The sequence below is a fragment of the Streptomyces sp. NPDC101166 genome, from assembly GCF_044768125.1.
In the GTDB taxonomy this organism is placed as follows: Bacteria; Actinomycetota; Actinomycetes; order Streptomycetales; family Streptomycetaceae; genus Streptomyces.
The window spans coordinates 139,597-165,299 of sequence record NZ_JBIWPF010000008.1 but is presented as its reverse complement, the minus strand read 5'-3'; the positions used below and the strand labels follow the sequence as shown (position 1 = coordinate 165,299).

General features: G+C 72.4%; 27 protein-coding genes. 9 read left to right on the top strand and 18 right to left on the bottom strand.

The genetic code is table 11. The annotated features are described in order from the left end of the window. Positions 1-89: 89 nt before the first annotated feature. Positions 90-371, bottom strand: coding sequence for an acylphosphatase (locus ACIRS4_RS16730; protein WP_404195835.1), 282 nt, complete (start codon positions 369-371; stop codon positions 90-92). A gap of 197 nt (positions 372-568) precedes the next feature. On the opposite strand from ACIRS4_RS16730, the gene ACIRS4_RS16725 reads away from it, so the two are divergent. Both ACIRS4_RS16725 and ACIRS4_RS16720 read left to right on the top strand, forming a co-directional pair. Then, positions 569-1,666: a CAP domain-containing protein gene (locus tag ACIRS4_RS16725; protein WP_404195832.1), complete on the top strand. Its 1,098-nt coding sequence runs from the start codon at positions 569-571 to the stop codon at positions 1,664-1,666. Between the two features lie 73 nt (positions 1,667-1,739). Continuing rightward, a complete protein-coding gene (locus ACIRS4_RS16720; protein WP_404195829.1) occupies positions 1,740-2,129 on the top strand; it encodes a winged helix-turn-helix transcriptional regulator in 390 nt (129 codons plus the stop codon). Here ACIRS4_RS16720 and mutM read toward each other — a convergent pair. From mutM to recG, 8 genes are all read right to left on the bottom strand, one after another. After that, entirely contained in the window at positions 2,102-2,962 is an 861-nt protein-coding gene (mutM, locus tag ACIRS4_RS16715) for a bifunctional DNA-formamidopyrimidine glycosylase/DNA-(apurinic or apyrimidinic site) lyase (RefSeq protein ID WP_404195826.1), read from the bottom strand. The genes ACIRS4_RS16720 and mutM overlap by 28 nt on opposite strands. A gap of 79 nt (positions 2,963-3,041) precedes the next feature. Next, positions 3,042-3,878, bottom strand: coding sequence for a ribonuclease III (gene rnc / locus ACIRS4_RS16710; RefSeq protein WP_404195823.1), 837 nt, complete (start codon positions 3,876-3,878; stop codon positions 3,042-3,044). A gap of 7 nt (positions 3,879-3,885) precedes the next feature. Next, positions 3,886-4,059 carry a 50S ribosomal protein L32 gene (rpmF, locus tag ACIRS4_RS16705; protein ID WP_003951102.1) on the bottom strand — a complete coding sequence of 58 codons (174 nt, stop codon included), beginning with the start codon at positions 4,057-4,059 and terminating at the stop codon, positions 3,886-3,888. A 2-nt stretch (positions 4,060-4,061) separates the two neighbouring features. Next, positions 4,062-4,715, bottom strand: a complete 654-nt coding sequence (locus tag ACIRS4_RS16700; protein WP_404195820.1) for a YceD family protein — start codon at positions 4,713-4,715, stop codon at positions 4,062-4,064. A gap of 176 nt (positions 4,716-4,891) precedes the next feature. Beyond that, positions 4,892-6,001, bottom strand: coding sequence for a cell division initiation protein (locus ACIRS4_RS16695; protein ID WP_404195818.1), 1,110 nt, complete (start codon positions 5,999-6,001; stop codon positions 4,892-4,894). A gap of 110 nt (positions 6,002-6,111) precedes the next feature. Continuing rightward, the gene (gene coaD / locus ACIRS4_RS16690) at positions 6,112-6,591 is read right to left on the bottom strand and encodes a pantetheine-phosphate adenylyltransferase (RefSeq protein ID WP_404196150.1); all 480 of its coding nucleotides are present in this window, start codon (positions 6,589-6,591) and stop codon (positions 6,112-6,114) included. 26 nt (positions 6,592-6,617) lie between these two features. Then, on the bottom strand, positions 6,618-7,202 hold the full coding sequence (gene rsmD / locus ACIRS4_RS16685) for a 16S rRNA (guanine(966)-N(2))-methyltransferase RsmD (RefSeq protein ID WP_404195815.1): 585 nt from the start codon (positions 7,200-7,202) through the stop codon (positions 6,618-6,620). A 105-nt stretch (positions 7,203-7,307) separates the two neighbouring features. After that, positions 7,308-9,503 carry an ATP-dependent DNA helicase RecG gene (gene recG / locus ACIRS4_RS16680; protein ID WP_404195813.1) on the bottom strand — a complete coding sequence of 732 codons (2,196 nt, stop codon included), beginning with the start codon at positions 9,501-9,503 and terminating at the stop codon, positions 7,308-7,310. Positions 9,504-9,669: 166 nt separating this feature from the next. On the opposite strand from recG, the gene ACIRS4_RS16675 reads away from it, so the two are divergent. Next, positions 9,670-11,550, top strand: a complete 1,881-nt coding sequence (locus tag ACIRS4_RS16675; protein WP_404195810.1) for an HSP90 family protein — start codon at positions 9,670-9,672, stop codon at positions 11,548-11,550. Then, positions 11,550-14,546, top strand: coding sequence for a tetratricopeptide repeat protein (locus ACIRS4_RS16670; RefSeq protein WP_404195807.1), 2,997 nt, complete (start codon positions 11,550-11,552; stop codon positions 14,544-14,546). Before ACIRS4_RS16675 ends, ACIRS4_RS16670 begins: the two co-directional genes overlap by 1 nt. A 15-nt stretch (positions 14,547-14,561) precedes the next feature. Here ACIRS4_RS16670 and ACIRS4_RS16665 read toward each other — a convergent pair whose 3' ends face one another. Next, a complete protein-coding gene (locus tag ACIRS4_RS16665) occupies positions 14,562-16,301 on the bottom strand; it encodes a DAK2 domain-containing protein (RefSeq protein ID WP_404196147.1) in 1,740 nt (579 codons plus the stop codon). A 256-nt stretch (positions 16,302-16,557) separates the two neighbouring features. Between ACIRS4_RS16665 and rpmB the strand changes: the two genes are divergently transcribed. Then, on the top strand, positions 16,558-16,743 hold the full coding sequence (gene rpmB, locus ACIRS4_RS16660) for a 50S ribosomal protein L28 (RefSeq protein ID WP_003993230.1): 186 nt from the start codon (positions 16,558-16,560) through the stop codon (positions 16,741-16,743). 89 nt (positions 16,744-16,832) lie between these two features. Here the strand turns inward: rpmB and thiD are convergent, their stop codons facing one another. Further along, positions 16,833-17,642, bottom strand: coding sequence for a bifunctional hydroxymethylpyrimidine kinase/phosphomethylpyrimidine kinase (gene thiD, locus ACIRS4_RS16655; RefSeq protein ID WP_404195805.1), 810 nt, complete (start codon positions 17,640-17,642; stop codon positions 16,833-16,835). Further along, positions 17,639-18,604 (bottom strand): thiamine-phosphate kinase, encoded by a 966-nt coding sequence (locus ACIRS4_RS16650; protein WP_351095874.1) that lies wholly within the window; start codon positions 18,602-18,604, stop codon positions 17,639-17,641. The genes thiD and ACIRS4_RS16650 overlap by 4 nt, the downstream gene beginning before the upstream one ends. 206 nt (positions 18,605-18,810) lie before the next feature. Here ACIRS4_RS16650 and ACIRS4_RS16645 point away from each other — a divergent pair, with 206 nt between their 5' ends. Together ACIRS4_RS16645 and ACIRS4_RS16640 are read left to right on the top strand one after the other, a co-directional pair. After that, positions 18,811-19,044 (top strand): Lrp/AsnC family transcriptional regulator, encoded by a 234-nt coding sequence (locus tag ACIRS4_RS16645; RefSeq protein ID WP_404195802.1) that lies wholly within the window; start codon positions 18,811-18,813, stop codon positions 19,042-19,044. A 20-nt stretch (positions 19,045-19,064) separates the two neighbouring features. After that, positions 19,065-19,538: a DUF3515 domain-containing protein gene (locus tag ACIRS4_RS16640; RefSeq protein WP_404195799.1), complete on the top strand. Its 474-nt coding sequence runs from the start codon at positions 19,065-19,067 to the stop codon at positions 19,536-19,538. Positions 19,539-19,553: 15 nt separating this feature from the next. Here ACIRS4_RS16640 and ACIRS4_RS16635 read toward each other — a convergent pair whose 3' ends face one another. From ACIRS4_RS16635 to ACIRS4_RS16625, 3 genes are all read right to left on the bottom strand, one after another. Beyond that, positions 19,554-20,711 carry a D-alanine--D-alanine ligase family protein gene (locus ACIRS4_RS16635; RefSeq protein ID WP_404195796.1) on the bottom strand — a complete coding sequence of 386 codons (1,158 nt, stop codon included), beginning with the start codon at positions 20,709-20,711 and terminating at the stop codon, positions 19,554-19,556. A gap of 80 nt (positions 20,712-20,791) precedes the next feature. After that, the gene (locus ACIRS4_RS16630) at positions 20,792-21,802 is read right to left on the bottom strand and encodes an NAD(P)H-dependent glycerol-3-phosphate dehydrogenase (RefSeq protein WP_404195794.1); all 1,011 of its coding nucleotides are present in this window, start codon (positions 21,800-21,802) and stop codon (positions 20,792-20,794) included. Beyond that, complete coding sequence (locus tag ACIRS4_RS16625; protein ID WP_404195791.1) at positions 21,799-22,683, bottom strand: lysophospholipid acyltransferase family protein; 885 nt, start codon at positions 22,681-22,683, stop codon at positions 21,799-21,801. The genes ACIRS4_RS16630 and ACIRS4_RS16625 overlap by 4 nt, the downstream gene beginning before the upstream one ends. 156 nt (positions 22,684-22,839) lie before the next feature. Between ACIRS4_RS16625 and cofC the strand changes: the two genes are divergently transcribed. Together cofC and ACIRS4_RS16615 are read left to right on the top strand one after the other, a co-directional pair. After that, positions 22,840-23,478, top strand: coding sequence for a 2-phospho-L-lactate guanylyltransferase (gene cofC / locus ACIRS4_RS16620; RefSeq protein WP_404195788.1), 639 nt, complete (start codon positions 22,840-22,842; stop codon positions 23,476-23,478). A 9-nt stretch (positions 23,479-23,487) separates the two neighbouring features. After that, the gene (locus tag ACIRS4_RS16615; protein WP_404195785.1) at positions 23,488-23,691 is read left to right on the top strand and encodes a hypothetical protein; all 204 of its coding nucleotides are present in this window, start codon (positions 23,488-23,490) and stop codon (positions 23,689-23,691) included. Between the two features lie 108 nt (positions 23,692-23,799). Here the strand turns inward: ACIRS4_RS16615 and ACIRS4_RS16610 are convergent, their stop codons facing one another. The 3 genes from ACIRS4_RS16610 to leuD form a co-directional block, all read right to left on the bottom strand. Then, a complete protein-coding gene (locus ACIRS4_RS16610; protein ID WP_404195782.1) occupies positions 23,800-24,456 on the bottom strand; it encodes an HU family DNA-binding protein in 657 nt (218 codons plus the stop codon). A 137-nt stretch (positions 24,457-24,593) separates the two neighbouring features. Next, positions 24,594-24,824 carry a hypothetical protein gene (locus ACIRS4_RS16605; protein WP_130443196.1) on the bottom strand — a complete coding sequence of 77 codons (231 nt, stop codon included), beginning with the start codon at positions 24,822-24,824 and terminating at the stop codon, positions 24,594-24,596. A 282-nt stretch (positions 24,825-25,106) separates the two neighbouring features. Beyond that, positions 25,107-25,700 carry a 3-isopropylmalate dehydratase small subunit gene (gene leuD, locus ACIRS4_RS16600; protein ID WP_404195779.1) on the bottom strand — a complete coding sequence of 198 codons (594 nt, stop codon included), beginning with the start codon at positions 25,698-25,700 and terminating at the stop codon, positions 25,107-25,109. Positions 25,701-25,703 lie beyond the last annotated feature (3 nt).

The following is a 25,703-nucleotide window of genomic DNA, read 5'->3' as shown; positions in this document are numbered from 1 at the left end:
TTCTTGGCAACCACCTGCTTCTTTTCGCTTCAGGCGGCTGCGGGCCGACCTTCCCCGCGCGGCCGCGTCCCGCCGGAGCGCGTCTTCGGTCAGCGGATGGCGAAGCCGTCGTAGCCGCCGCGGGGTGTGTCCCATATCTCTGTGACTCCGTCCACGCGCCCGGGCGTGTCGTCACTCAGAAGCCACTCCAGCAACCCCTGACAGGCCTCACGAGTGCCCTCGCCGACGACCTGGACCCGCCCGTCGGCCAAATTGAGAGCAAAGCCACTCAGGCCGCCGATCTCCAGCGCCTTGGCCCGCGTGAACCAGCGGAAACCCACACCCTGGACGTGTCCGCGCACCCAGGCCACCATCCGTACATCCTCGCTCATGGATGCCATCTAACCGGGCGAAGTCCCTCGGAACGCTTCCGCCCCCGGCGCCGTGCGGTACCGTCCCCACCCAATGAATCTCATATGAAACTCACTCGATCGAGTGAGTCAGGTTGACCGTATGGAGTCAGTGACGTCATGCGCCGCCCGGCGCGGGTCGACCGAGGGACACCGTTCGGATTGAGGAAGGCCAGGACATGGGACGCCACCGACGCGCCGCCGCCGGCCGTGGCGCGCAGGACCGTCACGCCGATGCCCCCACCATGGGCATCGCGCCGTACCTGAACCCGGAGGCGTACGCCGACTCGGCCGCCAGGAGCCACGACTACCTGTACGCGACGGACGACGAGCACGCCCGGTCCGCCGACGACACCGCGGTCCTCACAGCGGACGGCTTCAGCCCCAGCGGTTCCGGGTCGAGCGGTCCGGGCCGGGGCGGGACGGGCCGGCGCCGCAAGCGCAAGGCCGTGACACCGGTCAAGACGGGCCTGCTCGGGGTGTCCGCGGCCGTCGCCCTCGGCACGGTCGCGGTGGCGTCCGGCGTCGTGCCCGGCCTCGACGGCTACAAGCTGGGCGGGGGCGGTGGCCCCTCGGACAGAGTGACGGCCGCCGAGCCGCCGGCCAACTCCGCCTCGGAGTTCGGCGGCACGTCCGGCTCCGCCGACCCCGGCGCCGAGCGCGGCCAGTCGTCGACCAGCCGGGACGCGGGCCGGACCGGCGCGCCGTCGGCCTCGGCTTCGGCCCCCGCCTCGACGCCTGCCTCGCCCAGCCCGTCGGCCTCGACGACGTCGCCGAGCGCGTCGCCCACCACCGAGAAGCCGACGGCCACGCCGCCGAAGAAGTCGCGCAAGGCGGCTCCGTCGAAGACGGCGTCGAAGTCGCCCGGCCGCAGCAGCGCCGCGGTCGCGGTGTCCTCGGAGGCCCAGGCCGCGGCGGAGGTGCTGAAGCTCGTCAACGAGGAGCGCTCGAAGGTCGGCTGCAGTCCCGTCGCCGCGAACAGCTCCCTGACCTCCCTCGCGCAGGCCTTCAGCGTGGACATGGCCGCCCGGAACTTCTTCGACCACACCGACCCGAGCGGCGCGAGCCCCTGGGACCGGGCCGCGAAGGCCGGCATCACCGACCTCGGCGGCGAGAACATAGCCCGCGGCCAGGCCGACGCGGCGGCGGTCATGCAGGCCTGGATGAACAGCCCCGGACACCGCGCCAACATCCTGAACTGCGACTTCAAGACCCTGGGCGTCGGCGTCCACTTCGGCTCGGGCGGCCCCTGGTGGACGCAGGACTTCGGCTACTAGGAGCACCGGCAGGGCGCTAACCGATGGTTAGCGCAACCTGTCGGTCAGCGCTGCGTTCGCGTACCCTGAAGGAATGGACGCCATCCCGGAGCAGGAGCTCCCCTACGACGTGTTCGCCAAGGCCTGCCCCTCGCGGGGCACGCTGGAGCACGTCACGGGCCGCTGGGGCGCGCTCACGCTGGGGGCCCTGCACGAGGGCTCCCTCAGGTTCAACGCGCTGCGCCGCCGCGTGGACGGCGTGAGCGAGAAGATGCTGTCCCAGACCCTGCACGCGCTGGAGCGCGACGGCCTGGTGCACCGCGAGGCCCAGCCGACCAACCCGCCCCGCGTCGACTACGAGCTGACCCCCCTCGGCCATGACGTCGCCGAACGGCTCCTGGGCCTGATCCACCTGGTGGAAGGGCGGATGGACGACGTCCTCGCGGCCCGCACGCGCTACGACGAGACGCGCGGCGGCCGCTGACACTTCGGGCAGTAGTAGCTGGACCGGTTCATCCAGGGCCGTCGGCGCATCGGCGTGCCGCACCGCTTGCACGGCAGGCCCTCGCGGCCGTAGGCGTCCAGCGACCGGTCGAAGTAGCCGGACTCACCGTTGACGTTGACGTACAGGCTGTCGAAGCTGGTGCCGCCGACGGCCAGGGCCGCGTTCATCACGTCCCGGACGTGGCCGAGGAGCTCGGCGGTGCGGGGACGGGTGAGGGACGCGGTCGGCCGCTCGTAGTGGAGACGGGAGCGCCACAGGGCCTCGTCCGCGTAGATGTTGCCGACGCCGCTGATCAGGGTCTGGTCGAGCAGGGCCCGCTTGATCGTGGTCCGCTTGCGCCGGAGCGCCTGATGGAAGGCCGCGTCGTCGAACAGCGGGTCGAGGGGGTCGCGGGCGATGTGCGCGATGACGTCGGGCAGACCGTCGGCGGCGGTGTCGTGCAGGGACAGGCCGCCGAAGGTGCGCTGGTCGACGAAGCGCAGTTCGGTGGCCAGGGCGTCGGCGAAGCGGACGCGGATGCGCAGGTGCTTCTCGTCGGGCGACCCCTGCGGCTGCACCAGCAGCTGTCCGCTCATCCCGAGGTGCGCGAGGATCGCCTGGTCGGTGTCCTCCAGCGGGAGCCACAGATACTTGCCGCGCCGGCTGGGGACGCCGACGCGGTGGCCCTTGAGCCGGTGCGCGAAGTCGTCGGCCCCGGCCGCGTGCCGGCGTACGGCGCGCGGATGCAGCACCTCGACCGCGGCGACGGTCCGGTGGGCGACCCACCGCTCCAGGCCGCGCCGGACGACCTCGACCTCGGGCAACTCGGGCATGACGACCCCCGTGGGACTGGTGGACGAACCGAGCGCCCGCCCCCTTGCCGGGGGCGGGCGCTCGTCGGGGCGGAGTGGGTCAGGCGGAGGCGGACTCGGTGTCCGCGCTGCCGTCGACCACCGGAACGGCCTGGACGGTCTTGGCCGCCGCGGCTCGTTCGTCCGCCGCGGCCCGGATGGACCGCCAGGCGGACTCGGCGGCCTGCTGCTCCGCCTCCTTCTTGCTGCGGCCGGTGCCGGTGCCGTACGAGACGCCTCCGACGCGGGCGGCAGCAGTGAAGGTCTTCTCGTGGTCGGGGCCGGTCTCCGTGACCAGGTACTCGGGGACGCCGAGGCCTTCGGTCGCGGTGAGCTCCTGGAGGGACGTCTTCCAGTCCAGGCCGGCTCCGAGGTTCGAGGACTTCTCGATCAGCGGGTCGAACAGGCGGTGCACCAGTTCGGAGGCCGCGTCGAGGCCCTGGTCGAGATAGACCGCGCCGATCACCGCTTCCAGGGTGTCGGCGAGGATGGACGCCTTGTCCCGGCCGCCCGTGCCCTCTTCACCACGGCCCAGCCGGATGAAGGAGCCCAGGTCGAGGCCGCGACCGACCTCCGCCAGCGCACGCGAGTTGACCACCGCGGCCCGCAGTTTGGCCAGCTGGCCTTCGGGCAGGTCGGGGTGGATGCGGTACAGCGTGTCCGTGACGACGAGGCCGAGCACGGAGTCCCCGAGGAACTCCAGCCGCTCGTTCGTCGGCAGACCGCCGTTCTCGTACGCGTAGGAGCGGTGGGTCAGCGCGCGCACCAGAAGGGCGGACTCGACGTGGTAGCCGAGCCGCCCTTCCAGAAGCGTGTGGGACGAGGCCGTGGTGTCCGCCGAACCACCCCCGCGCTGGCGGGGACCAGTCGTCTTGGCGTCAGACATGAAGCCTCTCACCAGCCGCTCAGACCTCGAGGACCTGGCGCTTGTTGTAGGTGCCGCAAGACGGGCACGCGATGTGCTGCTGCTTGGGCTCGTGGCAGCGCTCGCACGCAACCAGGGTGGGGACCGCAGCCTTCCACTGCGACCGGCGGTGGCGCGTGTTGCTGCGCGACATCTTCCGCTTCGGAACAGCCACGGCTACTTCTCCTGCTTCTCGGCGGCGCGCGCTGAATCGGGCGCTTCGCCGCTCATCTCGTCCTTCTCGCCGTCTTCGAGTGAACCGGCGAGTCCCTGCAAAGCCGCCCAACGGATGTCGACGGCGTCATGGTGGTGGTCCGGGGCGTCCGCCAGCCGGGCTCCGCACTCGGAGCACAGGCCGGGGCAGTCGTCCTGGCACACCGGCTGCATGGGCAGTGCGAGCACCACCGCGTCGCGCAGCACGGGCTCGAGGTCGAACAGGCCGTCCTCGAGGAAGAGCATGTCCTCGTCGTCCTCGGCGTCGTCGGCCGGTTCCGTCTTCACACGGCCCCGGTCGTCGGCGTCAGGGTACGAGAACATCTCCTGGAAGTCCGCTTCGAGCTCCAGCTCGACCGGCTCCAGACACCTTACGCACTCCCCCTCGGCAGCCGCACGGGCGGTGCCCGTGACGAGCACCCCTTCCATGACGGATTCGAGGCGGAGCTCCAGCTCCACCGGGGCGCCTTCCGGCACTCCGATGACCCCCTGGATCCCGAGGTCCTTGGGGGCGTCGATCTCGCGGGTCAGGCGCTGCTGCGCGCCAGGACGCCGCCCCAGCTCGTGCGTGTCGAACACGAGAGGGTTGCGGTGGTCGAGGCGGGCGTTGGAAGCCATTCCTGCTTTCGATCTTTCCGAGGTCTGGGGGTCGCCGCCCTCCGGTTTCCGGGCAGCGGTGATCGCGAACGGCACGCAGTCAGTGACGCGCACACGCGACCGAAGAGCCAGGATACTGGACCTTGCGCTCATGGCCCAATCGGGTGCTCACGGCCGCCCGCGGTTGCCCGCCACCGTCACAGGCCGCGGCCCTGCTCGTAGGCGCGCAGCTGCTCGGCGCTGATCATGCCGGTGTCGAAGAGGCTGGTCTCGTCGAGGGCGTACGCCTGGCGGTCCTGCCCGGACTGCTGGTGCTGGGGCTGCGACTGCCGCTCCTGCTCCGGGGGCGGGCCCTGGTGGTGGGCCGCCTGGTTCGGGTCGTAGGGCGCCTGGTGGGCGTCGTAGCCGTGGTAGGCGTACGGGTCGGCCTGCTGCTGGTAGCCGTAGGGGTCCTGCCCGCCGGTGTAGGCCGTCTGCTGCTGGTAGCCGCCGTAGGCGTCCTGCTGCGGCGCATAGTCGTACGCCGGCTGGGGCTCGGCGTGGTCGTAGCGCGGCTGCTGCGCGGGCTGCTCGGCCGGGGTGTCCCGCGCCGCGAGGGCGGCGAGGTCGGCGAGGTAGTCGGCGTCGGAGGAGTGCTGGAAGGTCGTGGTGTCGTCGGCGAGGAGGCCGAGGTCGTCGGAGGCGATCCGGCCGTGCAGCTTCTGCCGGCCGCGGCCGACGGCCTCCAGGGTCTTGGCCAGGACCGCCTCGAAGGCGCCCAGTTTGACGTCCACGTAGGCGTCGGCGTCGCGGCGCAGGGTCTCCGGGTCGTGGCTGCGCTCGGGGGCGTCGTCGTCCTCGAAGCCGTTCTCGTCGGTGCCCGGTCCGGTGCCGAGGAGCTTCTCCCGGCCGCGGCCGACGGAGCCGAGGGTCTTGGTGAGGACGACCTCGAAGTTGGCGAGCTTGGAGTCGACGTAGTCGTCGGCCTCCGCGCGGATCTCCTCGGCCTCCTGGCGGGCCTCGGCGAGGATGCGGTCGGCCTCGGCCTGGGAGCGGCGGGCGACCTCGGTGCCGGAGACCAGCGAGCCGCGTTCGGCGTGCGCGGTCTCGATGATCCGGTCGGCCTCCTGGCGGGCCTGCTCGACCATCTGCTCACGGCCGCCGATGAGCTCCTGGGCCTGGGCGAGGGAGTCGGGCAGGGCCGCGCGCACCTCTTCCAGCAGGGCGAGCAGGTCCGCGCGGTTGACCACGCACGAGGCCGACATCGGCATCGACCGGGCACTGGAGACCGCCGTGACGATCTCGTCGAGCTTCTTCTGCACGTCCACCGGTTGCTCGCCACTCTCTACAGCTGTGAAGGAGACGGACGGGACGACTGTACGGCCAGGGGGCGGCCGCCGGACACCGGGTGAGGGGCCGTCAGCGGCTCCGACGGCCTTCAGCCCTGGCGCAGGCGCTCGGTGAGCACCTCGTAGACGAGCGGCGGGACCAGGTGGGAGATGTCGCCGCCCCAGGTCGCGACCTCCTTGACCAGAGAGGACGACAGGAAGCTGTAGGCGGGGTTGGTGGGCACGAAGAGGGTCTCGACGCCGGAGAGGCCGATGTTCATCTGGGCCATCTGCAGCTCGTAGTCGAAGTCGCTGACCGCGCGCAGGCCCTTGACGATGGCCGGGATCTCGCGCTGCTTGCAGAAGTCGACGAGGAGGCCGTGGAAGGCCTCGACCCTGACGTTGGCGTACTCGGCGGTGACCCGGCGGATCAGGTCGATCCGCTCGTCGATCTCGAACAGGCCCTTCTTGGACTTGTTGATCATCACCGCGACGTAGACCTCGTCGTACAGACGGGAGGCACGGGAGATGATGTCGAGATGTCCGTTGGTGATCGGGTCGAACGACCCGGGACAGACGGCGCGGCGCACTTGTGATCCCTCGCTCTCCGGTCCGGTCATCGTGCGTCTTCGCACGTAGAGGCGGCGCGACCGTACCAAAACGTTCCCTCGCCGTAGCGGCGGGAGCGGAGCGCGTCGAAGCCGCCCGGCCACCCGAATTCCCCGCCTCTGGTGCTGCGCTCCACGGTGACCAGCGCTTCGGCGGCGAGCCAGCCCCCCGAGCGGAGTGTGAGCAGGATCTCGCGGAGATCGTCGTCGGTGACCGCGTAGGGCGGGTCGAGGAAGACGAGGTCGTACGGGGCCGCCGGCGCCGTCTGGATCACCTGGTGGGCCTTGCCCGCCCTCACCTCGGCGCCGGGGAGCGCGAGGTTTCTCACGTTCTCGCGGATGACTCGGGCGGCGCGGGCGTCTGCCTCGACCAGGAGGGTGTGGCTCGCGCCGCGCGAGAGGGCTTCGAGACCGACGGCGCCTGATCCGGCGTAGAGGTCGAGGACCCGTTCGCCCTCCAAGGGGCCGCCCAGGAGGGACTGCCAGGTGGAGAAGAGACCTTCGCGCGCGCGGTCGGAGGTGGGGCGGGTGCCGGTCCCTGGCGGGACGGCCAGGCGACGTCCGCCGGCTGCGCCGGCGATCACGCGGGTCATCTTCGGTCCTTGGTCGTGAGCTGCTTCAGGTTCATTGTGGCTGGTCGCGCCCCCGCGGCGGTAGCCGCGCATGCGATGCGGGCCCGCACCCCCGGGAATTCTCCCTCACCCCTTCTCCAGGTACTGCTCCCGTTCGTCGTCCAGCAGCGCGTCCAGGGCGGTCCGCAGACCGGGCAGGCCCGTCAGCTCCGGGTCCGCCGCCACCAGCGCCACCGCCTCCTCCCTCGCCTGCGCGATGACCTCCTCGTCCTCGATGACCGCGAGGACGCGCAGCGAGGTGCGCGCCCCGGACTGGGCCTGGCCGAGGACGTCGCCCTCGCGGCGCTGTTCGAGGTCGATGCGGGAGAGCTCGAAGCCGTCGAGGGTGGCGGCGACAGCGCCCAGGCGCTGGCGGGCGGCGCTCGCCTCGGGCATCTCGGTGACCAGCAGACACAGGCCGGGGGCCGAGCCTCGGCCGACCCGGCCGCGCAGCTGGTGCAGCTGGGAGACGCCGAAACGGTCGGCGTCCATGATCACCATGGCGGTGGCGTTCGGGACGTTGACGCCGACCTCGATGACGGTGGTGGCGACGAGGACGTCGGTGTCGCCGGCGGCGAAGCGGCGCATGACGGCGTCCTTGTCGTCAGGGGGCATACGGCCGTGCAGCACCTCGATGCGCAGGCCGGTGAGCGGTCCCTCAGCGAGCTGGTCGGCGACGTCCAGGACGGCGAGGGGCGGGCGCTTGTCCGCGTCGTCCTGCGCCGGCTTCTTCTTCGGCTCCTCCTCGTCGTCGCCGATGCGCGGGCAGACGACGTACGCCTGATGGCCGTTGCCCACCTCCTCGCGGACCCGTTCCCAGGCGCGGGCGAGGAAGTGGGGCTTGTCGGCGGCCGGGACGACATGGCTGGCGATGGGCGAGCGGCCGGCCGGGAGCTGGTCCAGGACGGAGGTCTCCAGGTCGCCGAAGACGGTCATGGCGACCGTGCGCGGGATGGGCGTGGCGGTCATGACGAGGAGGTGCGGGGGCTGTTTGCCCTTGCCGCGCAAGGCGTCGCGCTGTTCGACGCCGAAGCGGTGCTGTTCGTCGACCACGACCAGAGCGAGGTCGTGGAACTGGACCTTGTCCTCGATGAGCGCGTGGGTGCCGATGACGATGCCGGCCTCGCCGGTGACCAGGTCGAGCAGCGCCTGCCGGCGGGCGGCCGTTCCCATGGACCCGGTGAGCAGCACGACCTTGGTGGCCTGTTCGGCCCCGCCGAGCATCCCGCCCTCGGCCAGCTCGCCCATCATCTCGACGACGGAGCGGTGGTGCTGCTGGGCGAGCACTTCGGTGGGCGCGAGCATCGCGGCCTGTCCGCCCGCGTCGACGACGGCGAGCATGGCGCGCAGGGCCACCAGCGTCTTCCCGGAGCCCACCTCGCCCTGGAGCAGCCGGTGCATCGGGTGGTCGGTCGCCAGGTCGTCGAAGATCTCGCGGGAGACCTTGCGCTGGCCGTCGGTGAGGGTGAAGGGGAGGCGGGCGTCGAAGGCGGTCAGCATGCCGTCGGGGCTCGGCCGGCGGGGGACGGCGGGCAGTTGCGCGTCGGCGTGCCGGCGGCGGGCCAGGGCGACCTGGAGGACGAAGGCCTCGTCCCACTTCAGGCGGGCGCGGGCGTCGTCGATGTCGGCCTTGGTGTGCGGGCGGTGGATCTTGAGGAGGGCCTCGGGGAGGGAGACCAGCCCGCGGCCTTCGCGCAGCGAGCCGGGCAGGGGGTCGACGGCTTCCTGGGCGCTGGGCAGCACCGTCTGGATCGCCTTGCCGATCTTCCAGGACTCCAGTTTGGCGGTGGCCGGGTAGATCGGGATCAGGGCGCCCGCCCAGGTCTCCACCGACTCCCCGGTGTCGCCGCGGAGCAGTTCGTAGGCCGGGTGGGCCAGTTGGAGGCGACGGTTGAACAGGGAGACCTTGCCCGCGAACATCGCGCGTGTGCCCGGCAGGAGATCCTTGTGGGGCTTGTGGACGCCGTTGCCGAAGAAGACCAGCTGGAGGCGGCCGCTGCCGTCGGTGATGGTGACTTCGAGACGCTGCCCCTTGCCGCGGGGGGCCTTGGCGGAGGCGAAGCTGTGCAGCCGGGCGTCGGCGACCTGCGCGACCACCGTGACGTGCTCGTCCATGGGGAGGTCGGCGAGGTGGGTGAGCTGGCCGCGCTCCTCGTACCGGCGGGGGTAGTGGTGCAGGAGGTCGCCGACCGTGTGCAGGCCGAGGTGCTCGGCCATCACCTTCGCGGTCGGTGGGCCGAGCACCTTCTTCAGCGGTTCTTCGAGTGCGGGCACGAGATCCATTGCACACCACGGCACTGACATTGCCGTAGACGTGTCCTGAAACCCCTGGTCAGACGGCTCGTTCGGGCTCTAGGATGACGCGCTCCGGCCATCTCACCGCGGTCACCGCCCCACCGGGACCGCCCGACCCCGCGCCGTCGACGCCCCCATCCGCGGCGCTTGAGCGATGGACTCCCAGACGTCACAGTCATCCCAGGCATCCCCGTCACCTCACACGTTCCAGGTCGACCTGCGTGGTCTGGTGGACCTGCTGTCCCATCATCTCTACTCCAGTCCCAGGGTCTATCTGCGCGAGCTGCTGCAGAACGCCGTGGACGCCATCACCGCCCGGCGGGCCGAGGAGCCCGACGCCCCGGCGCGGGTGCGGCTGTTCGCGTCGGGCGGGACGCTGCGGGTGGAGGACTCCGGCGTCGGGCTCACCGAGGCCGACGTGCACGACCTGCTGGCCACCATCGGGCGCAGCTCCAAGCGCGCGGAGGGGCTGCAGGAGGCCCGCTCCGACTTCCTCGGGCAGTTCGGCATCGGGCTGCTGGCCTGTTTCGTGGTGGCCGAGCGGATCCGGGTGGTCAGCCGCAGCGCCCGTACGCCCGGCGCGCCGCCGGTGGAGTGGACGGCCCGCGACGACGGTTCGTACACGGTACGGACGCTGCCCGACGAGGAGCGCCCGGAGCCCGGCACCACGGTGCACCTGACGGCGCGGGCCGGGGCGGCGGAGTGGCTCGCCGAGCAGCGGGTGCTGCGCCTGGCGCGGGACTTCGGCTCGCTGCTGCCCTACGACGTCCGGGTCGGCGAGGAGGCGGTCACCGATCTGCCGGCGCCCTGGGACCGGCCGTACGCCTCCCCCGCCCAGCGGCGGGTTGCGCTGGCCCGGCACTGCCATGAGCTGTTCGGTTTCACGCCGCTGGACTCGATCGAGCTGAACGTGCCGCTCGCCGGGATCCGCGGGGTGGCGTACGTGCTGCCGGCGGCGGTCAGTCCGGCGCAGCGGGCGGGTCACCGGGTGCACCTGAAGGGCATGTTGCTGACCGAGCGGGCCGACCAGCTGTTGCCCGACTGGGCGTTCTTCGTGCGCTGTGTGCTGGACACGGACAGTCTGCGGCCGACGGCCTCGCGTGAGGCGCTGTACGAGGACGAGACGCTGGCGGCCGTGCGCGAGGCGCTGGGCGAGCGGATCCGGGCGTGGCTGACGGGTCTGGCCGCCGGTGATCCGGAGCGCCTCGCCGCGTTCCTGGCCGTGCACCACCTGGGGGTGAAGTCCCTCGCGCGACACGACGGCGAGATGCTGCGCACGATGCTGCCGTGGCTGCCCTTCGAGACGTCCGACGGGCGGCTGTCGCTGGAGGAGTTCGCGCAGCGGCACCCCGTCGTGCACTTCACGCGGACGGTCGAGGAGTACCGGCAGGTCGCGCCGATCGCGTCAGCGCAGGGCGTCGGTGTGGTCAACGGCGGTTACACGTACGACGCCGAGCTGGTCGAGGCGCTGCCGTCGGTGCGGCCGGGCACGGTCGTCGCCGAGCTGGACGCGGACACCGTGACCGCGCATCTGGACGCGGTGGAGCCGGCGGTGGAGCTGGCCCTGTCGGGCTTCCTGGCGGCGGCGCGGGCGAAGCTCGACCCGCTGGGCTGTGACGTCGTCCTACGGGCGTTCCACCCGCTGTCCGTGCCCGCGCTGCATCTGGACGACCGCTCAGCGCGGCACGAGCAGGCGCGTGCGGAGGCCGAGGAGCGGGCCGACGACCTGTGGGCGGGGATCCTGGGTTCGCTGCGGGGCAGCGCGCCGCGCGCGCGGCTGGTGCTGAACCATCTCAACCCGCTGGTCCGGCGCATCAGTTCGCTGCGGGACGCGGAGCTGATCGGGACGGCGACGGAGTCGCTGTACGGGCAGGCGCTGCTGATGGCGCAGCGGCCGCTGCGGCCGGCGGACTCCGCGTTGCTGAACCGGGCGTTCATCGGGCTCCTGGAGTGGGCCACGCACGGGGAGTCCGCGCGCGACTCCCAAGGGGACTCGGCACAAGGGGACTCGGCACAGGGGGAGGGCGGTCGCTGATGACCGAGATCGCGGACTTCGAGGCGCTGCGCCGGGCGATGGCGGAGAACGCCGGGCAGCCGGAGGGGCCGGCGCGCAACGCGCGCGCGGAGCAACTGCTCGTCGCGGCCGAGCGGTTGAACATCCCACTCGCCGTGATCGAGGCGCTCGGGCACCAGCTGAAGGTCTACAACTACAGCTCCGAGAAGGGAAAGATGTTCGTCCCGTTCGCGCGGCTGCTGCGCATGTGGGACGAACGGCCCGGTGACTTCGACGAGTACGAGACGCACTCGCTGCACTGGGTCTTCAAGTGGGTGACGTCCGGCATGCTCGACCAACCGCATGTGCCGCTGGCGTCGGTGGAGAAGTGGCTGGGCGAGATGGAGCACCGCTACCGGCTCGCCGGGCACTCCGAACGGGCTGTGCGCAGCGCCGAGTTCAGTGTGGCCGCGCACGTCGGGGACGTGCCGCGGGCGGAGCGGGCGTTCGCCGCCTGGCTGGCCGCGGACCGGGACAGCATGGCCGACTGCCACGCGTGCGAACTGCACGGGCAGGGATGGTGGCAGGCCGAGCGGGGCCGCGACGCGGAGGCCCTCGACCTGTGGGCGCCGGTCCTGGAGGGCGCGTACACGTGCGCGCACGAACCGCACACCGTGCTGGCCTCGTCGCTGGTGCCGCTGCTGCGGCTGGACCGGCCGGAGGAGGCGCGCGCCCACCATCTGCGGGGTTTCCGGCTGGTGCGGGCGATGGAGAGCATGCGGGGCGCGTACGCGGACCATGTGGAGTTCTGCGCGCTGACCGGGAACGAGGCGCGGGGCCTGGAGCTGCTCGCGGAGCGGCCGGCGTACTTCACCGACGACGGCCATCCGCGCAGCAGGCTGGAGTTCCTGAGCGTGGTGGCGCTGCTGATGGAGCGGCTGTCGGTGCGGGGTCTGGGCGGCCGGCCGGTGCCCGGCCCGGCGGGGCGGGCGTGGACGGCGGACGAGCTGGCGGCCTACGCGCGCGAGGAGGCGCTGGCGCTGGCCGCGCGCTTCGACGAGCGCAACGGCACCTCGTACGTGAGTGAGCGGGCCCGCGCGCGTATGGCGCAGGAACCGCTGGTGGAGCGCCTGCCGTTGGGCGTGCGGACGGCCCGCGCGGCGACGTCGGCCGCACCGCCGCCCGCGTCCTGGGAGCCGCGGTCGGCCGCGGGCCGGCAGGCCGTCGAGGCGGACCTTCCCACGCTGCTGACCGAGGCCCGGCGGCTGTCGGACGCCCTCCAGCCGCACGCCATGGAGGCGTGGGCCGCGGTGGCACGGGCCGCCGAGGGCGTCGCGCTGGACGCGCGGGACCGCGCGGAGATCGCCGACCACGAGGCGATGGCGCTCGGCCCGGAGGGCGCTCAGAAGTTCGAGGGGGCCGCCGAGCTGTACGCGGAGGCCGGCGACCCCGGGGAGGCCTTGGCGGCACGCACGCGTGCGGCGTACGTCCGTGCGCTCGCCGGGGACGTCGACGCGGCCCTCGCGGCCGTCGCCGAACCCTACGACCTGGTCCTCGCGCTGTACGCCGACGGCGGCACCCAGATGCCGCAGGCGGCGGGCGTGCTCATGGGCCGCGCCCGCATCCTGATGCGCCGCGTCCAGGCGGTCGGGGAATCGGACGCGGCGGAGCCCGCGGAGACGACGCGGACCGCGGCGGTCCTGGCGGAGGCCGAGGCGGCCGTGCGGGAGTTGCTCGCGCTCGTCGACGGGCGGGCCGGGGACGATGTACGGCTCGCCGCGCGGGTCGCCGAGGGGCACGCGATGCTCGCGGAACTGGCCGCGCGCTCGGGGGACGCGCAGGCGGGCGCGGAGCTCTTCGCGCGGGCGGCGGCGGAGTTCACCGAGGCGGGCCTGCCCTGGTTCGCCGTGGAGTACGAGGCCCGGCTCGCCGGTCTGGCGCACCACTTGGGCGACCTGGTGGAGGCGGAGCGGGCGCTGCGGGCGGCGCTGGAGCACGGCGGCGCGTTCCTGGAGCCGGTGGGGCGGGCACAGCTCGGCCTCCAGCTCGCCGAGGTGGTCGGCGGCCGGGGAGAGCCGGGGGAGGCCGCGGAGCACGCCTTGGAGGCCGCGCACTGGGCCGACGAGGCCGGCGAGGGCCCGACCCTCGGGGCGTGGGCGCGGCACCAGCTGGGCGGGTTCCTGGTCCGGCAGGGCCGGTGGGCCGAGGCGGCGGAGGTGCTGGAGTCGGCGCTTGCGGACCTGAGCCCCGAGACGCACGGCGACGGCGCGGTCGTCCAGACGCAGTGGTGGCTCGGGGACTGTCTGAGCGAGCTCGGCGAGCACCGGGCGAGCGCCGAACGCCGGCTGCAGGCGGCCGAGATCGCCCGGCACTGGCCCGAGCAGCACGACCACGCCACGCTCGCGCACCTGGCCGGCGAGTCCCTCGGTCAGGCGGGGCTCCCCGAGGAGGCGGACCGGGCGTACGCGCGCGCGGGCGAGCTGTGGCGATCCCTGGGCAACGTCCACGGGCTGATCCGGTCCCTGCGCGCCCGGGCGTGGCTGGCGCTGCGCGCCGAGCCCGGTGTCGACGCGGCCCGTGAGCTGATGACGAGGGCCGTCGAGGAGTGCGCGGACGCGCTGGAGGCGCTGGACGCGGCGGACGCAACGGAGGCAGACGAGGCGCGTCTGCGGCTCGTCCTCGAACTCGGCCACACGCACCGTCAGTTCGGCGATCTGCTGGCCCGCTCGGCCTCCGAGGACGCCGACGACGAGTCCATCCGGGACGCGTGGGAGGACGCCCTGTCGCAGACGGCCCGGGCGGTCGCCGTGTTCGTCCCCCTGGGGGAGGACGCCCGGCACGCCCGCACCGCTGCCGAACTGGCCGCCGGCTGGCTGGAGACCGACCTCGGCCGCCCCGGACAGGCGGCGGCACGCGCGCGTGCGGTGCTGGCGGCCTACGCCGACGACGACCCCGACGCCGGGGACGGCGAGACGGTGCGCGCGCGACGGGCCGAAGCCGAGCAGTTGATCCAGGTCACGACGGAGCAGACCGGCTGAACGCCCGGCAGGGGGTCACTCGACGCCGATCAGCAGCAGTGCCCCCTGCCGTCCGCCCCGGTAGACCACCGTGTCGACGGCGAGGTACGCCTCCCTCACCCGTGCCTGGAGGCGCTCGGCGACGCCCTCGGGCGCCTCGTCGCCGAGCACCAGGGTGACCAGTTCCCCGCCCGCCGACAGCATGCGGTCAAGGACGGTCTCGGCGGTGGCGGTAACGTCGGCGCCGATGACGGCCACGTCGCCGTCGAGGAGCCCGAGCACGTCGCCTGCCTGGCAGATGCCGGCCATGGTCCACGACTGGCGTTCGGCGACCGTGACCTCGGCGTAGCGGGTGGCGCCGGCCGCCGAGGTCATGGAGACGACGTCCTCGTCGAAGCGGCGCTCCGGCTGGTGGACGGCGAGCGCGGCGATCCCCTGCACCGCGGAGCGGGTGGGGATGAGGGCGACCCGGATGCCCTCCGTGCGGGCCTGCTCGGCCGCCGCGGCGGCGGTGTGACGCAGGTCGGCGTCGTTGGGCAGCAGCACGACCTCGCGCGCGTGGGCCCGTCGCACGGCCTCGACGAGCTCGCCGCTGGCGGGCGGCTCCCCCGGGCGCGCGAGGACGGTCGTCGCGCCCGCCTCCGCGTACAGCCCGGCCAGGCCCTCGCCCGGCACGACGGCGACGACCGCCCGCTCGACGCGCTCACGGGGCGGACGCTCACCTCCGCGCGCGTGCACGTCGTCGAGGCCGAAGTGCGTGATGCGGATGCGGTACGGGCGGCCGGCCTCGACGCCCGCCTCGACGGCCGCGCCGGCGTCGTCCGCGTGCACATGGACGTTCCACAGCCCGTCGCCGCCGACGACGACGAGGGAGTCGCCGAGGGCGTCGAGCCGGCGGCGGAGCCGGTCCACTGCGGTGTCCTCGGCCTCCAGCAGGTAGATCACCTCGAAGGCGGGGCCGCCGTTCTCGGGGCCGTCCCCGCAGACCTCGGCGTCGAGGGGGTCCGCAGCGGCCGGAGAGCCCGAGGTGTCCAACATGTCCGGGGAGTTCACGGTCCGGAAGACGCCCGCGGGGGCCGTCGGCGACTCCCCGGTGAGCGTCTCCACCAGTGCCGCGAGCACCGCCACCAGGCCCCGCCCGCCCGCGTCGACCACCCCCGCGCGCTCCAGGACGGCCAGCTGGCCCGGGGTCGCGGCGAGCGCCGCGCACGCGCCCCGGTAGGCCGCGCGGGCCACCGCCCCGCAGTCGCCCTCGGCCGCACCCGCCGCGTCGGCCGCGCCCGCGGCGACCGACAGGACGGTGCCCTCGACGGGGTGGGCCACGGCCAGGCGGGCGGAGTCGGACGCGTGCCGCAGCGCGAGGCGCAGCCCCTCGGCGTCCGTGTGAGGCCGCTCACTCTCGGCGGCGAGCACCTGGGCCATGCCGCGCAGCAGCTGCGCCAGGATCGTCCCGGAGTTCCCGCGCGCGCCTATGAGCGCGCCGTGCGCCATCGCGCGCACCGCGTCCGCGAACGAGGGAGCTTCCTCACCGCCCCCGGGGGCCGGCATCGCCGCGGGCACCCGCCCGACGGCCTCGTGCCCCGCGAACACGGCCTCCACGGCGGTCACCGCGGACTCGACGGTCAGATAGAGGTTGGTGCCGGTGTCCCCGTCCGCGACCGGATAGACGTTGATCGCGTCGATCTCCTCACGCGCGCGTCCCAGCGCGCCCAGCGCCAGGCCGCACCAGGTGCGGACCGCGAGAGCATCGAGGAATGTCTGCGGCACCTGCGGCACCTGGGCCTCCTTGAGCTGCTGGACTGGCACGCAGCGTAGACCTTGGAGGGGTGTCCGCCGGAAGCGGGCCGGGGCGGAGCCCCTGAGCAGCCATGGTAGTTTCGTTGTACTGGCGCAGTCGTTGTATGCTGCTCCGGTTGCCCGATCCGTATCGGGCCATCCCCTGGCACCGCCACTCAGATCTCTGATCCCATAGATCCTGATCCCGGCATGCCGGGATCAACCGTAAGTGCATCTGAAGTCTTTGGAGTGACCCGTGGCTGCCAACTGCGACGTCTGCGGCAAGGGGCCGGGCTTCGGCAACAACATCTCGCACTCGCACCGCCGTACGTCCCGTCGCTGGAACCCGAACATCCAGCGCGTGCGTACCGTGGTCGGCGGGACGCCGAAGCGCGTGAACGCTTGCACCTCGTGCATCAAGGCCGGCAAGGTCTCGCGCTGACGCTCAGCTGAGCGCGCGGCCACTGCCGGTTCGCTGCATCAAGCCGGTCCACCCTGGGTGGACCGGCTTCTTGCTGTACCCGGATCCGGTCAGGACGGCGGTCGGTCGCCCCGGGTGAGGTTCCAGCCGTGGTCCACCGGCCCGATGCCCCCGCCCAGCGCGAACCCGGCGGCGATCGCCCCGGTGACGTACTCCTTGGCCGCCGTCACCGCCTCCGGCACCGGCCTGCCCTTGGCGAGCTGCGCCGCGATCGCCGAGGCGAGGGTGCATCCCGTGCCGTGGGTGTGCCGGTTGTCGTGCCGGGGCGCGCGCAGCCAGTGCTCGGCCACGCCGTCGGTGAGCAGGTCCACGGCAGGGCCGGCCAGATGCCCGCCCTTGATCAGCGCCCACCGCGGCCCGTACGCCAGCACGGCGTGGGCCGCCTCCCGCAGGTCCGCCTCCGACGCGACGCGCACGCCGGTCAGTTGGGCCACCTCGTCGAGGTTCGGCGTGGCGACGGTCGCCGTCGGCAGCAACATCGTGCGGACGGAGTCCAGCGCCGACGCCGCCAGCAGCGGATCGCCGTGCTTGGAGACGCCGACCGGGTCGACGACCACCGGAGCGTCCGTGCCGGCGAGCAACTCGGCGACGGTCTCGACGAGTTCGGCTGAGGCGAGCATCCCCGTCTTCACGGCCTGGACGCCGATGTCGTCCACGACGCTGCGGTACTGGGCGCGCACCGCCTCCACCGGCAACTCCCAGGCGCCCTGCACGCCGAGGGAGTTCTGGGCGGTGACGGCGGTGAGCACGCTCATGCCGTGCACGCCCAGCGCGAGCATCGTCTTCAGGTCGGCCTGAACTCCCGCCCCGCCGCCGGAGTCGGAGCCGGCGACCGTCAGCACCCGGGGCGGCGCGCTCATGACTCCATGTCCCCGAAGTGGTCCCAGCCGCCCTTGCTCGTCCAGGGCGCGCCGTCGACCGTCACCTGGGGCAGCGCGGACGGGTTGAGGACCTCGCCGATCACCTTCCAGCGGGCCGGCAGCTTCACGTCGGGCGGGAAGGTCGCCACGATGGCGTGGTCCTCTCCCCCGGTCAGCACCCACTGCATGGGGTCGACGCCGACGGCCTGGCCGATGTCGTTCATCTGCGAGGGGATGTCGATCGCGCCGGACCGGATGTCGATGCGGACCTTGCTGGACTCCGCGATGTGCCCGAGGTCGGCGATCAGCCCGTCGCTCACGTCGCACATCGCGGTCGCGCCCAGTCCGGCTGCCGCCGGGCCCGCGTGGTACGGCGGCTCGGGACGACGGTGCGCCTCGACGAAGGCGCGGGGCGAACGGAAGCCGCGGGAGAGGATCGCGTAGCCGGCGGCCGACCAGCCCAGCCAGCCGGTCACCGCGACCAGGTCGCCGGGCTGCGCGCCGGCCCGGGTGACGGGCTCCTGGTTGCGCAGATCGCCGAGCGCGGTGATCGACACCATGATCGTGTCGCCGCGCACGACGTCCCCGCCGACCACGGAGGCGCCGGCGACCTGGCACTCGTCGCGCAGGCCGTCCATCAGCTCGGTGGGCCAGGTGACCGGCAGTTCGGCGGGCACGACCAGGCCGAGCAGCAGCGCCGTCGGGACGGCGCCCATCGCGGCGATGTCGGCGAGGTTCTGCGCGGCCGCCTTGCGGCCCACGTCGTAGGCGGTGGACCAGTCCCGGCGGAAGTGCCGTCCCTCCAGCAGGATGTCCGTGCTGGCCACGACCCGCCGGTCGGGGGCGGCGACCACGGCGGCGTCGTCGCCGGGGCCCACCCGGACCGCCGCGGAGGTCGTGAGACGGGAGGTGAGCTCCCTGATGAGCCCGAACTCACCGAGCTCACCAACAGTGCCCTTCATTGACCTTTCGCCCCTTCTGATGCTGTCCTTGCCCGGTCGCGCGTCACCAGTGTCCTCGATACGGTCGAGGTGACCGTCAACTTCTGTCCTGCCCCCACCCCGGCGCGCGAGTCGCGCTCCCCGCAGGTCTCCCCGTGGCGAGCTGCGACGCGATACCGTGGCGTTCCTTTTCCCCACATGATCCTCGTGGCCGCTCTGGAGGTTCCGTGGTACAGGCGTACATCCTGATCCAGACGGAAGTCGGTAAAGCGTCGACCGTCGCCGAGTCGATCGGCAAGATCCCCGGCGTCATCCAGGCCGAGGACGTCACGGGTCCCTACGACGTGATCGTGCGGGCCCAGGCCGACACCGTCGACGACCTCGGCCGCATGGTGGTCGCCAAGGTCCAGCAGGTGGACGGGATCACGCGAACCCTGACCTGCCCGGTCGTGCATCTGTAGCCCCCGTCTACGCTTGGCCGGTGAATCTTTTCCGTCGCCGGCTCAGTGGCCTGCCCGTCCTCGCTCTGCTCTGCGCGGCCGCGGGCTGCTCCTCGGCAGACGACAGCGCCTCGGTCGCGGTTCCCAGCCCTTCCGCGAAGGTCGTGGAACTGTGCCGGAATCTCGACAGGGCGCTGCCGTCGAAGGTGGACGGACGTGACCGCCGGGATCCCGGACCCGCCTCTGCGCTGACCGCGGGTTGGGGGGACCCGGCGATCATACTGCGCTGCGGTGTCGAGCGGCCCGCCGAGATGAGCGATACGAACGCCGACTCCGGGGAGGTGGACGGCGTGGCCTGGCTGATGCAGAAGCAGGGGGACGGCGGGTACCGGTGCACCACCGCTCTGCGGCTGGCGTACGTCGAGGTCTCGGTGCCCTCCGGGGACGGGGCGGCGGCGCTGGTGGACCTCGCGCCGGCCGTCAAGAAGGCGATCCCCGAAGGGATCGCCGGCTGACTCGGGCGGCGACGGTCAGCGCAGTCCCGTCGAGCGGCGCAGCGCCGCCTGGATGAGCCGCTCGACCAGCTCGGGGTAGCCGACGCCGCTCGCCTGCCACATCTGCGGGTACATGGAGATCGGCGTGAAGCCGGGCATGGTGTTGATCTCGTTGATCACGAACTCGCCGTCCTCGGTGAGGAAGAAGTCCGCGCGCACGAGCCCCTCGCAGGAGGCGGCCTCGTAGGCGTCCACCGCGAGCCGCCGCACCTCGGCGGTCTCCTCCTCCGTCAGGGGCGCGGGCACGATCCCCGGCGTGGAGTCGATGTACTTGGCCTCGAAGTCGTAGTACGCGTGCGCGTCCGGCGGCGGGATCTCGGCCGGGACGGAGGCACGCGGGCCGTCCTCGAACTCCAGCACCCCGCACTCGATCTCCCGGCCCCGCAGCGCCGCCTCGACGAGGATCTTCGGGTCGTGGCTCTGCGCCTCGGCGATCGCCTCGTCCAGCCCGGCGAGGTCGTCGACCTTGGTGATGCCGATGGAGGAGCCCGCGCGCGCGGGCTTCACGAAGAGCGGCCAGCCGTGCTCGCCGGCGAAGTCGACGATCTTCTTGCGGGCGGCGGACTCGTCCTGCTGCCATTCCCGGGGGCGGATCACCACGTACGGGCCGACCTTGAGCCCGAAGGAGGTGAACACCCGCTTCATGTACTCCTTGTCCTGGCCGACGGCCGAGGCGAGCACGCCCGAGCCGACGTAGGGGACCCCGGAGAGCTCCAGCAGCCCCTGAAGGGTGCCGTCCTCGCCGTAGGGGCCGTGGAGCACCGGGAAGACGACGTCGACCTCGCCGAGCGCCTTGGGCACCGATCCGGGCTCGCTGTAGACGACTTCGCGGTTGGCCGGGTCGACGGGGAGGATCACGCCGCCCTCGGCCGACTCGGCGAGCTCCTCCACGCTGGGCGTACGGCGGTCGGTGATCGCCATCCGTTCGGGCGCGTCCGCGGTGAGCGCCCAGCGGCCGTCCCGGGTGATGCCGATCGGCAGGACCTCGTACGCGCCGCGGTCGATGGCCTTGAGGACGGCGCCGGCGGTGACCACGGAGATCCCGTGTTCGGAGCTGCGCCCGCCGAACACTACGGCCACGCGCGGCTTACGGGCGGGCTGGCCGGGGCTCTGGGGGAGGTTCTCGGTGCTCATATCGGGTTGAGGGTACCCGGTGGTAGTGCCCGGAGACAGCGTCGACTCTCAGGGGTCGCCCAGCGTCTCACCGGGGTCGCTCAGCGTCGTTCGGGCTTCGCGCTGCGCGACATCAGCTCCTTGAGCGCGACCACGGGAGGCTTCCCCTCGTGCACGATGTCGACGACCGTCTCGGTGATGGGCATGTCGACGCCGTGCCGGCGGGCCAGATCCGCCACCGACTCGCAGGACTTGACGCCCTCGGCGGTCTGCCGGGTGACGGCGATGGTCTCCTTCAGGGTCATGCCCCTGCCGAGGTTGGTGCCGAAGGTGTGGTTGCGCGACAGCGGCGAGGAGCAGGTCGCCACCAGGTCGCCGAGACCGGCGAGTCCGGAGAAGGTGAGCGGGTCGGCGCCCATCGCCAGACCGAGGCGGGTGGTCTCGGCGAGGCCGCGGGTGATCAGGGAGCCCTTGGCGTTGTCGCCGAGGCCCATGCCGTCCGCGATGCCGACGGCGAGCCCGATGACGTTCTTCACCGCGCCGCCGAGTTCGCAGCCGACGACGTCGGTGTTGGTGTACGGGCGGAAGTACGGGGTGTGGCAGGCGGCCTGGAGCCGCTGAGCGACGGGCTCGTCGACGCAGGCGACCACGGCCGCCGCCGGCATCCGGGAGGCGATCTCCTTGGCGAGGTTGGGTCCGGTGACCACGGCGACGCGTTCGGGGGCCACCTTGGCGACGTCCTCGATCACCTCGCTCATCCGCATGGTCGTGCCGAGCTCGACGCCCTTCATCAGCGAGACGAGGACGGTGTGCGGGGCGAGCAGCGGGCGCCATTCGGCGAGGTTGGCGCGCAGGGTCTGCGAGGGGATGGCGAGGACGGTGAAGTCGGCGTCCTGCGCGGCCTCGGCCGCGTCGGCGGTGGCGCGCAGGTTGGCGGGGAGTTCGACGCCGGGCAGGTAGTCCGGGTTGGTCCGCGTGGAGTTGACCGCGTCGGCGAGCTCGGCGCGGCGCGCCCACAGCGTCACCTCGCAGCCCGCGTCGGCGAGGACCCGCCCGAAGGCGGTGCCCCAGGATCCGGTGCCGAACACGGCCGCCTTGACGGGCTTGCTCACGTGCCGTTCTCCCCTTCTCGGACGGTCGGCCGACCGGTCTGCGTCGGTGCGGGCGTCTGCGTCCGCGTCTTCATCTGTGCCGGTGCCGGTGCCGGTGCCGACACCGGCGTCTGCGGCAGGGGCGTCGCCGCCGGCGGCGGCGTCTGCTCCTCCTGGGTGCGGCGGCGCTGCTCGATCCGCTCCCGGCGCGGGTCGTAGGGCGTGGCGGGCGCCTTCTCGCCGCGGATCTCCTCCAGCTGGCGGGTGACGGCGGCCATGATGACCTCCGTCGCCTCCTTCAGCAGCTCGGGAGTCATCTCCTGGCCGTAGAACCGCGCCAGGTCCACGGGCGGGCCCGCGAGGACGTGGTGGGTCTTGCGGGGAAGGAGGTTGGGCTTCTTGGCGTAGGGCGGCAGCAGTTCGTTGGCGCCCCACTGCGCGACGGGGATCACCGGGCACCTGGTCTGCAGGGCCACCCGCGCGGCGCCGGTCTTGCCGGTCATCGGCCAGCCGTCCGGGTCGCGGGTGAGGGTGCCCTCGGGGTAGAAGGCGACGCACTCGCCGCGCTCCACCGCGTCGATCGCGGCGCGGAAGGCGCTGAGGGCGTCGGTGCTCTCGCGGTAGACGGGGATCTGCCCGGTGCCGCGCATCGCGGCGCCGACGAACCCCTTCTTGAACAGCCCGCTCTTCGCCAGGAATCGCGGCACTCGTCCGGTGTTGTACTGGTAGTGCGCATAGGCGAAGGGATCGGCGTGCGAATTGTGGTTCACCGCCGTGATGAATCCGCCCTCGGCCGGAATGTGCTCCGTTCCGCGCCAGTCCCGCTTGATCAGCACCACCAAGGGCGGTTTGCACAGGACCGCAGCGAAGCGGTACCAGAACCCGATTCTGCGGCGGGGCACGCGGACACCTTCCTCTAGGACTTCCCTACGGCGCCTGGGGGCCGCACAAGTGTCGCCCCAGGCCGCCTCTCTGTCGAGAACACCGTACGCCCCGACCGAGGCCGCGCCGGAGGGGCCGGGTGACAATGGCGGCGACGAGAGAGGGACGGTACACCGGTGCAGTGGAACTTGGTCATACCTGTGAAGCCTCTGGCGCTGGCCAAGAGCAGGCTCGCGGACACCGCGGCCGGCGAACTGCGCCCCGGACTCGCCCTCGCCTTCGCCCAGGACACGGTGACGGCCGCGCTGGCCTGCCCGGCGGTGCGGGATGTGGCAGTCGTCACGGACGACGCCCTGGCCGGGCGTGAACTGGCGGCGCTGGGCGCCCGCGTCGTCCCCGGCGAGCCGCGCACCGGTCTGAACGGCGCGCTGGAGCACGGGGCGGCCTTCGTGCGGGCCGCACGTCCCCGAAGCGCGCTCGCGGCGCTGAACGCCGATCTGCCGGCTCTGCGTCCACTGGAATTGGCGCGGGTACTGGACGCGGCCGCGGAATTCCCGCGCGCTTTTCTCCCGGATGCCGCGGCAATCGGCACGACCCTTCTCGCCGTCGGTCCGGACGGTGAATTGCTTCCCGCATTCGGTCCGGATTCACGGGACCGCCACCGTGTTTCGGGGGCGGTGGAACTCCGGCTCGACGCCGTGGATTCCGTCCGGCAGGACGTGGACACCGGCGAGGACCTGCGGGCCGCCCTGGCCCTGGGCGTGGGCCCCCGCACGGCCGCGGCGGCCGCGCGGCTGCTGATTCCCGGGCAGTAGGCTGCCGCCATGCAGGCCACCGCGTACACGTACGACCCCGGCAGCCGCAGCGGACAGGTGCTGCTGGACGACGGCACTCCGGTTCCCTTCGACGCGTCGGCGTTCGACGCGGGCGGGCTGAGGCTGCTGCGGCCCGGTCAGCGGGTGCGGATCGAGACCGAGGGCGAGGGGGACGCGCGGCGGATCACGCTCGTGACCCTGCAGACGTTCTGACCGACGCCTCGGGAACGTCAGGGGCGCGGGCTCCGCGGGGCGTCCGGACACGCCGCGGGCCGGGCTCCGAGAGGGAGTCCGGCCCGGCGTGTGAGTGCCCCTGAACCCTTACGCCTGGCGGGCGGCAGTGGTCTTCTTGGCGGTGGTCTTGCGCGCGGTCGACTTCTTGGCGGGGGCCTTGGTGGCGGTCGCCTTCTTCGCCGGGGCCTTCTTCGCCGTCGTCTTCTTCGCGGTGGCGGTCTTCGCGGCGCTGGTCTTCTTCGCGGCAGCGGCCGTCTTGCCCGTCGTCTTCTTCGCGGTCGTCTTCTTGGCGGCGGCCGAGGTCTTCTTCGCGGCGGCCGTCGTCTTCTTCGCGGTGGTGGTCTTCTTGGCGGCGGCCTTGGTGGTGGCCTTCTTCGCGGCGGCCTTCTTGACCGTCGCCGTGGCGCCGCCGCTCAGGCTGCCCTTGGGGGCCTTCTTGACGGCGACCTCGCCGCCGCGCGGGAGCTTCTTCGAGCCGCTCACCAGGTCCTTGAAGCCCTGACCGGCGCGGAAGCGCGGCACGGACGTCTTCTTGACCCGAACCCGCTCGCCCGTCTGGGGGTTGCGGGCGTAACGCGCCGGACGGTCGACCTTCTCGAACGAACCGAAGCCGGTGACCGAGACCCGGTCCCCGGCGACGGTCGCGCGGACGATGGCGTCCAGGACCGCGTCGACCGCGTCGGCGGCCTGCTGGCGGCCGCCCAACTTGTCGGCAATCGCTTCTACGAGCTGCGCCTTGTTCACGTCTTCCCCTTCGGAGACCTCGCCAGAACGAAAGTGTTCAAGCTTTTTCGCACGTTAGGCAGATATATACCGCAAATCAAACACGAAACGGGCTAATCACCCTTGTGCCGCAACGAACTCGGCTGCTCCGGAGGCGATCAGCGCTCCTCTTCAGGCATGCGTCCCTGATCGAGGTCCGCCATGAACCGCTCCAGCCGCCTTGTCGCGTCGGCGAGATCGTGCTTGGCCGCGGCCGTAATGACCAGCAGCTTCCGGGCCAGCGCCATCCGTACGCCCTCCGGGACTTGCAGTGCGCGCACTCGTGAGTGCGCTTCCTTGAGTTGGTTCGCGACCGCCGTATAGAGCTGGAGTTGGCCGTCGTGTTCCATGCACAGATTGTGCCATCTGGGGCGAGTTGTCGCCCGCCCAGGGGGCAACTGCCGCCTCGGACAGCCGTCCGGGCGCCTGCGGAGATCGCGTCCACACACCTCGCGTACCCCGGCAACCACCTGCTTAACGTGGGAAGTTGGGAGGAACCGCGAAGACTCGCCGAGGCCGGCGAGGACGAAAACGGCCGTACCCCCGATCGGAGTGATCGGGGGTACGGAAGGGTTTCGAGGTGGCCGGATCTCGCCCCTGCCCGCCGGGCGGTCCGGGACCGGCCGCGCGGATCAGACCTTGAGCGTCCGCGGCTTGTACGACGGGCGCTTGGCCTCGTAGGCCGCGATGTCGGCCTCGTTGCGCAGGGTGATGGAGATGTCGTCCAGCCCGTTCAGCAGCCGCCAGCGGGAGTTCTCGTCCAGCTCGAAGGAGGCGGTGATGCCCTCGGCGCGCACCTCACGCGCCTCGAGGTCCACAGTGACCTCAGCGGTCGCGTCCTTCTCCGTGAGCTCCCACAGCGCGTCCACGGTCTTCTGCTCCAGAACCACCGTGAGCAGGCCGTTCTTCAGCGAGTTGCCGCGGAAGATGTCGGCGAAGCGGGAGGAGATCACGGCCTTGAAGCCGTAGTTCTGCAGCGCCCACACGGCGTGCTCGCGGGAGGAGCCGGTGCCGAAGTCGGGGCCGGCGACCAGCACGGTCGCGCCCTGCCGCTCGGGGCGGTTGAGGACGAACGACTCGTCCTTGCGCCAGGCCTCGAACAGCCCGTCCTCGAACCCGTCCCGGGTCACCTTCTTGAGCCAGTGAGCGGGGATGATCTGGTCGGTGTCGACGTTGGAGCGGCGCAGCGGGACGGCCCGGCCGGTGTGCTTGGTGAATGCTTCCATGAC

Bases quoted from the DNA above. Each gene is read 5' to 3' on its own strand.
- ACIRS4_RS16730 (WP_404195835.1), bottom strand. From the start codon at position 371: ATGAGCGAGGATGTACGGATGGTGGCCTGGGTGCGCGGACACGTCCAG.
- ACIRS4_RS16725 (WP_404195832.1), top strand. From the start codon at position 569: ATGGGACGCCACCGACGCGCCGCCGCCGGCCGTGGCGCGCAGGACCGT.
- ACIRS4_RS16720 (WP_404195829.1), top strand. From the start codon at position 1,740: ATGGACGCCATCCCGGAGCAGGAGCTCCCCTACGACGTGTTCGCCAAG.
- mutM (WP_404195826.1), bottom strand. From the start codon at position 2,962: ATGCCCGAGTTGCCCGAGGTCGAGGTCGTCCGGCGCGGCCTGGAGCGG.
- ACIRS4_RS16700 (WP_404195820.1), bottom strand. From the start codon at position 4,715: ATGGCTTCCAACGCCCGCCTCGACCACCGCAACCCTCTCGTGTTCGAC.
- rsmD (WP_404195815.1), bottom strand. From the start codon at position 7,202: ATGACCCGCGTGATCGCCGGCGCAGCCGGCGGACGTCGCCTGGCCGTC.
- recG (WP_404195813.1), bottom strand. From the start codon at position 9,503: ATGGATCTCGTGCCCGCACTCGAAGAACCGCTGAAGAAGGTGCTCGGC.
- ACIRS4_RS16675 (WP_404195810.1), top strand. From the start codon at position 9,670: ATGGACTCCCAGACGTCACAGTCATCCCAGGCATCCCCGTCACCTCAC.
- ACIRS4_RS16670 (WP_404195807.1), top strand. From the start codon at position 11,550: ATGACCGAGATCGCGGACTTCGAGGCGCTGCGCCGGGCGATGGCGGAG.
- thiD (WP_404195805.1), bottom strand. From the start codon at position 17,642: ATGAGCGCGCCGCCCCGGGTGCTGACGGTCGCCGGCTCCGACTCCGGC.
- ACIRS4_RS16650 (WP_351095874.1), bottom strand. From the start codon at position 18,604: ATGAAGGGCACTGTTGGTGAGCTCGGTGAGTTCGGGCTCATCAGGGAG.
- ACIRS4_RS16635 (WP_404195796.1), bottom strand. From the start codon at position 20,711: ATGAGCACCGAGAACCTCCCCCAGAGCCCCGGCCAGCCCGCCCGTAAG.
- ACIRS4_RS16615 (WP_404195785.1), top strand. From the start codon at position 23,488: ATGCAGGCCACCGCGTACACGTACGACCCCGGCAGCCGCAGCGGACAG.
- ACIRS4_RS16605 (WP_130443196.1), bottom strand. From the start codon at position 24,824: ATGGAACACGACGGCCAACTCCAGCTCTATACGGCGGTCGCGAACCAA.
- leuD (WP_404195779.1), bottom strand. From the start codon at position 25,700: ATGGAAGCATTCACCAAGCACACCGGCCGGGCCGTCCCGCTGCGCCGC.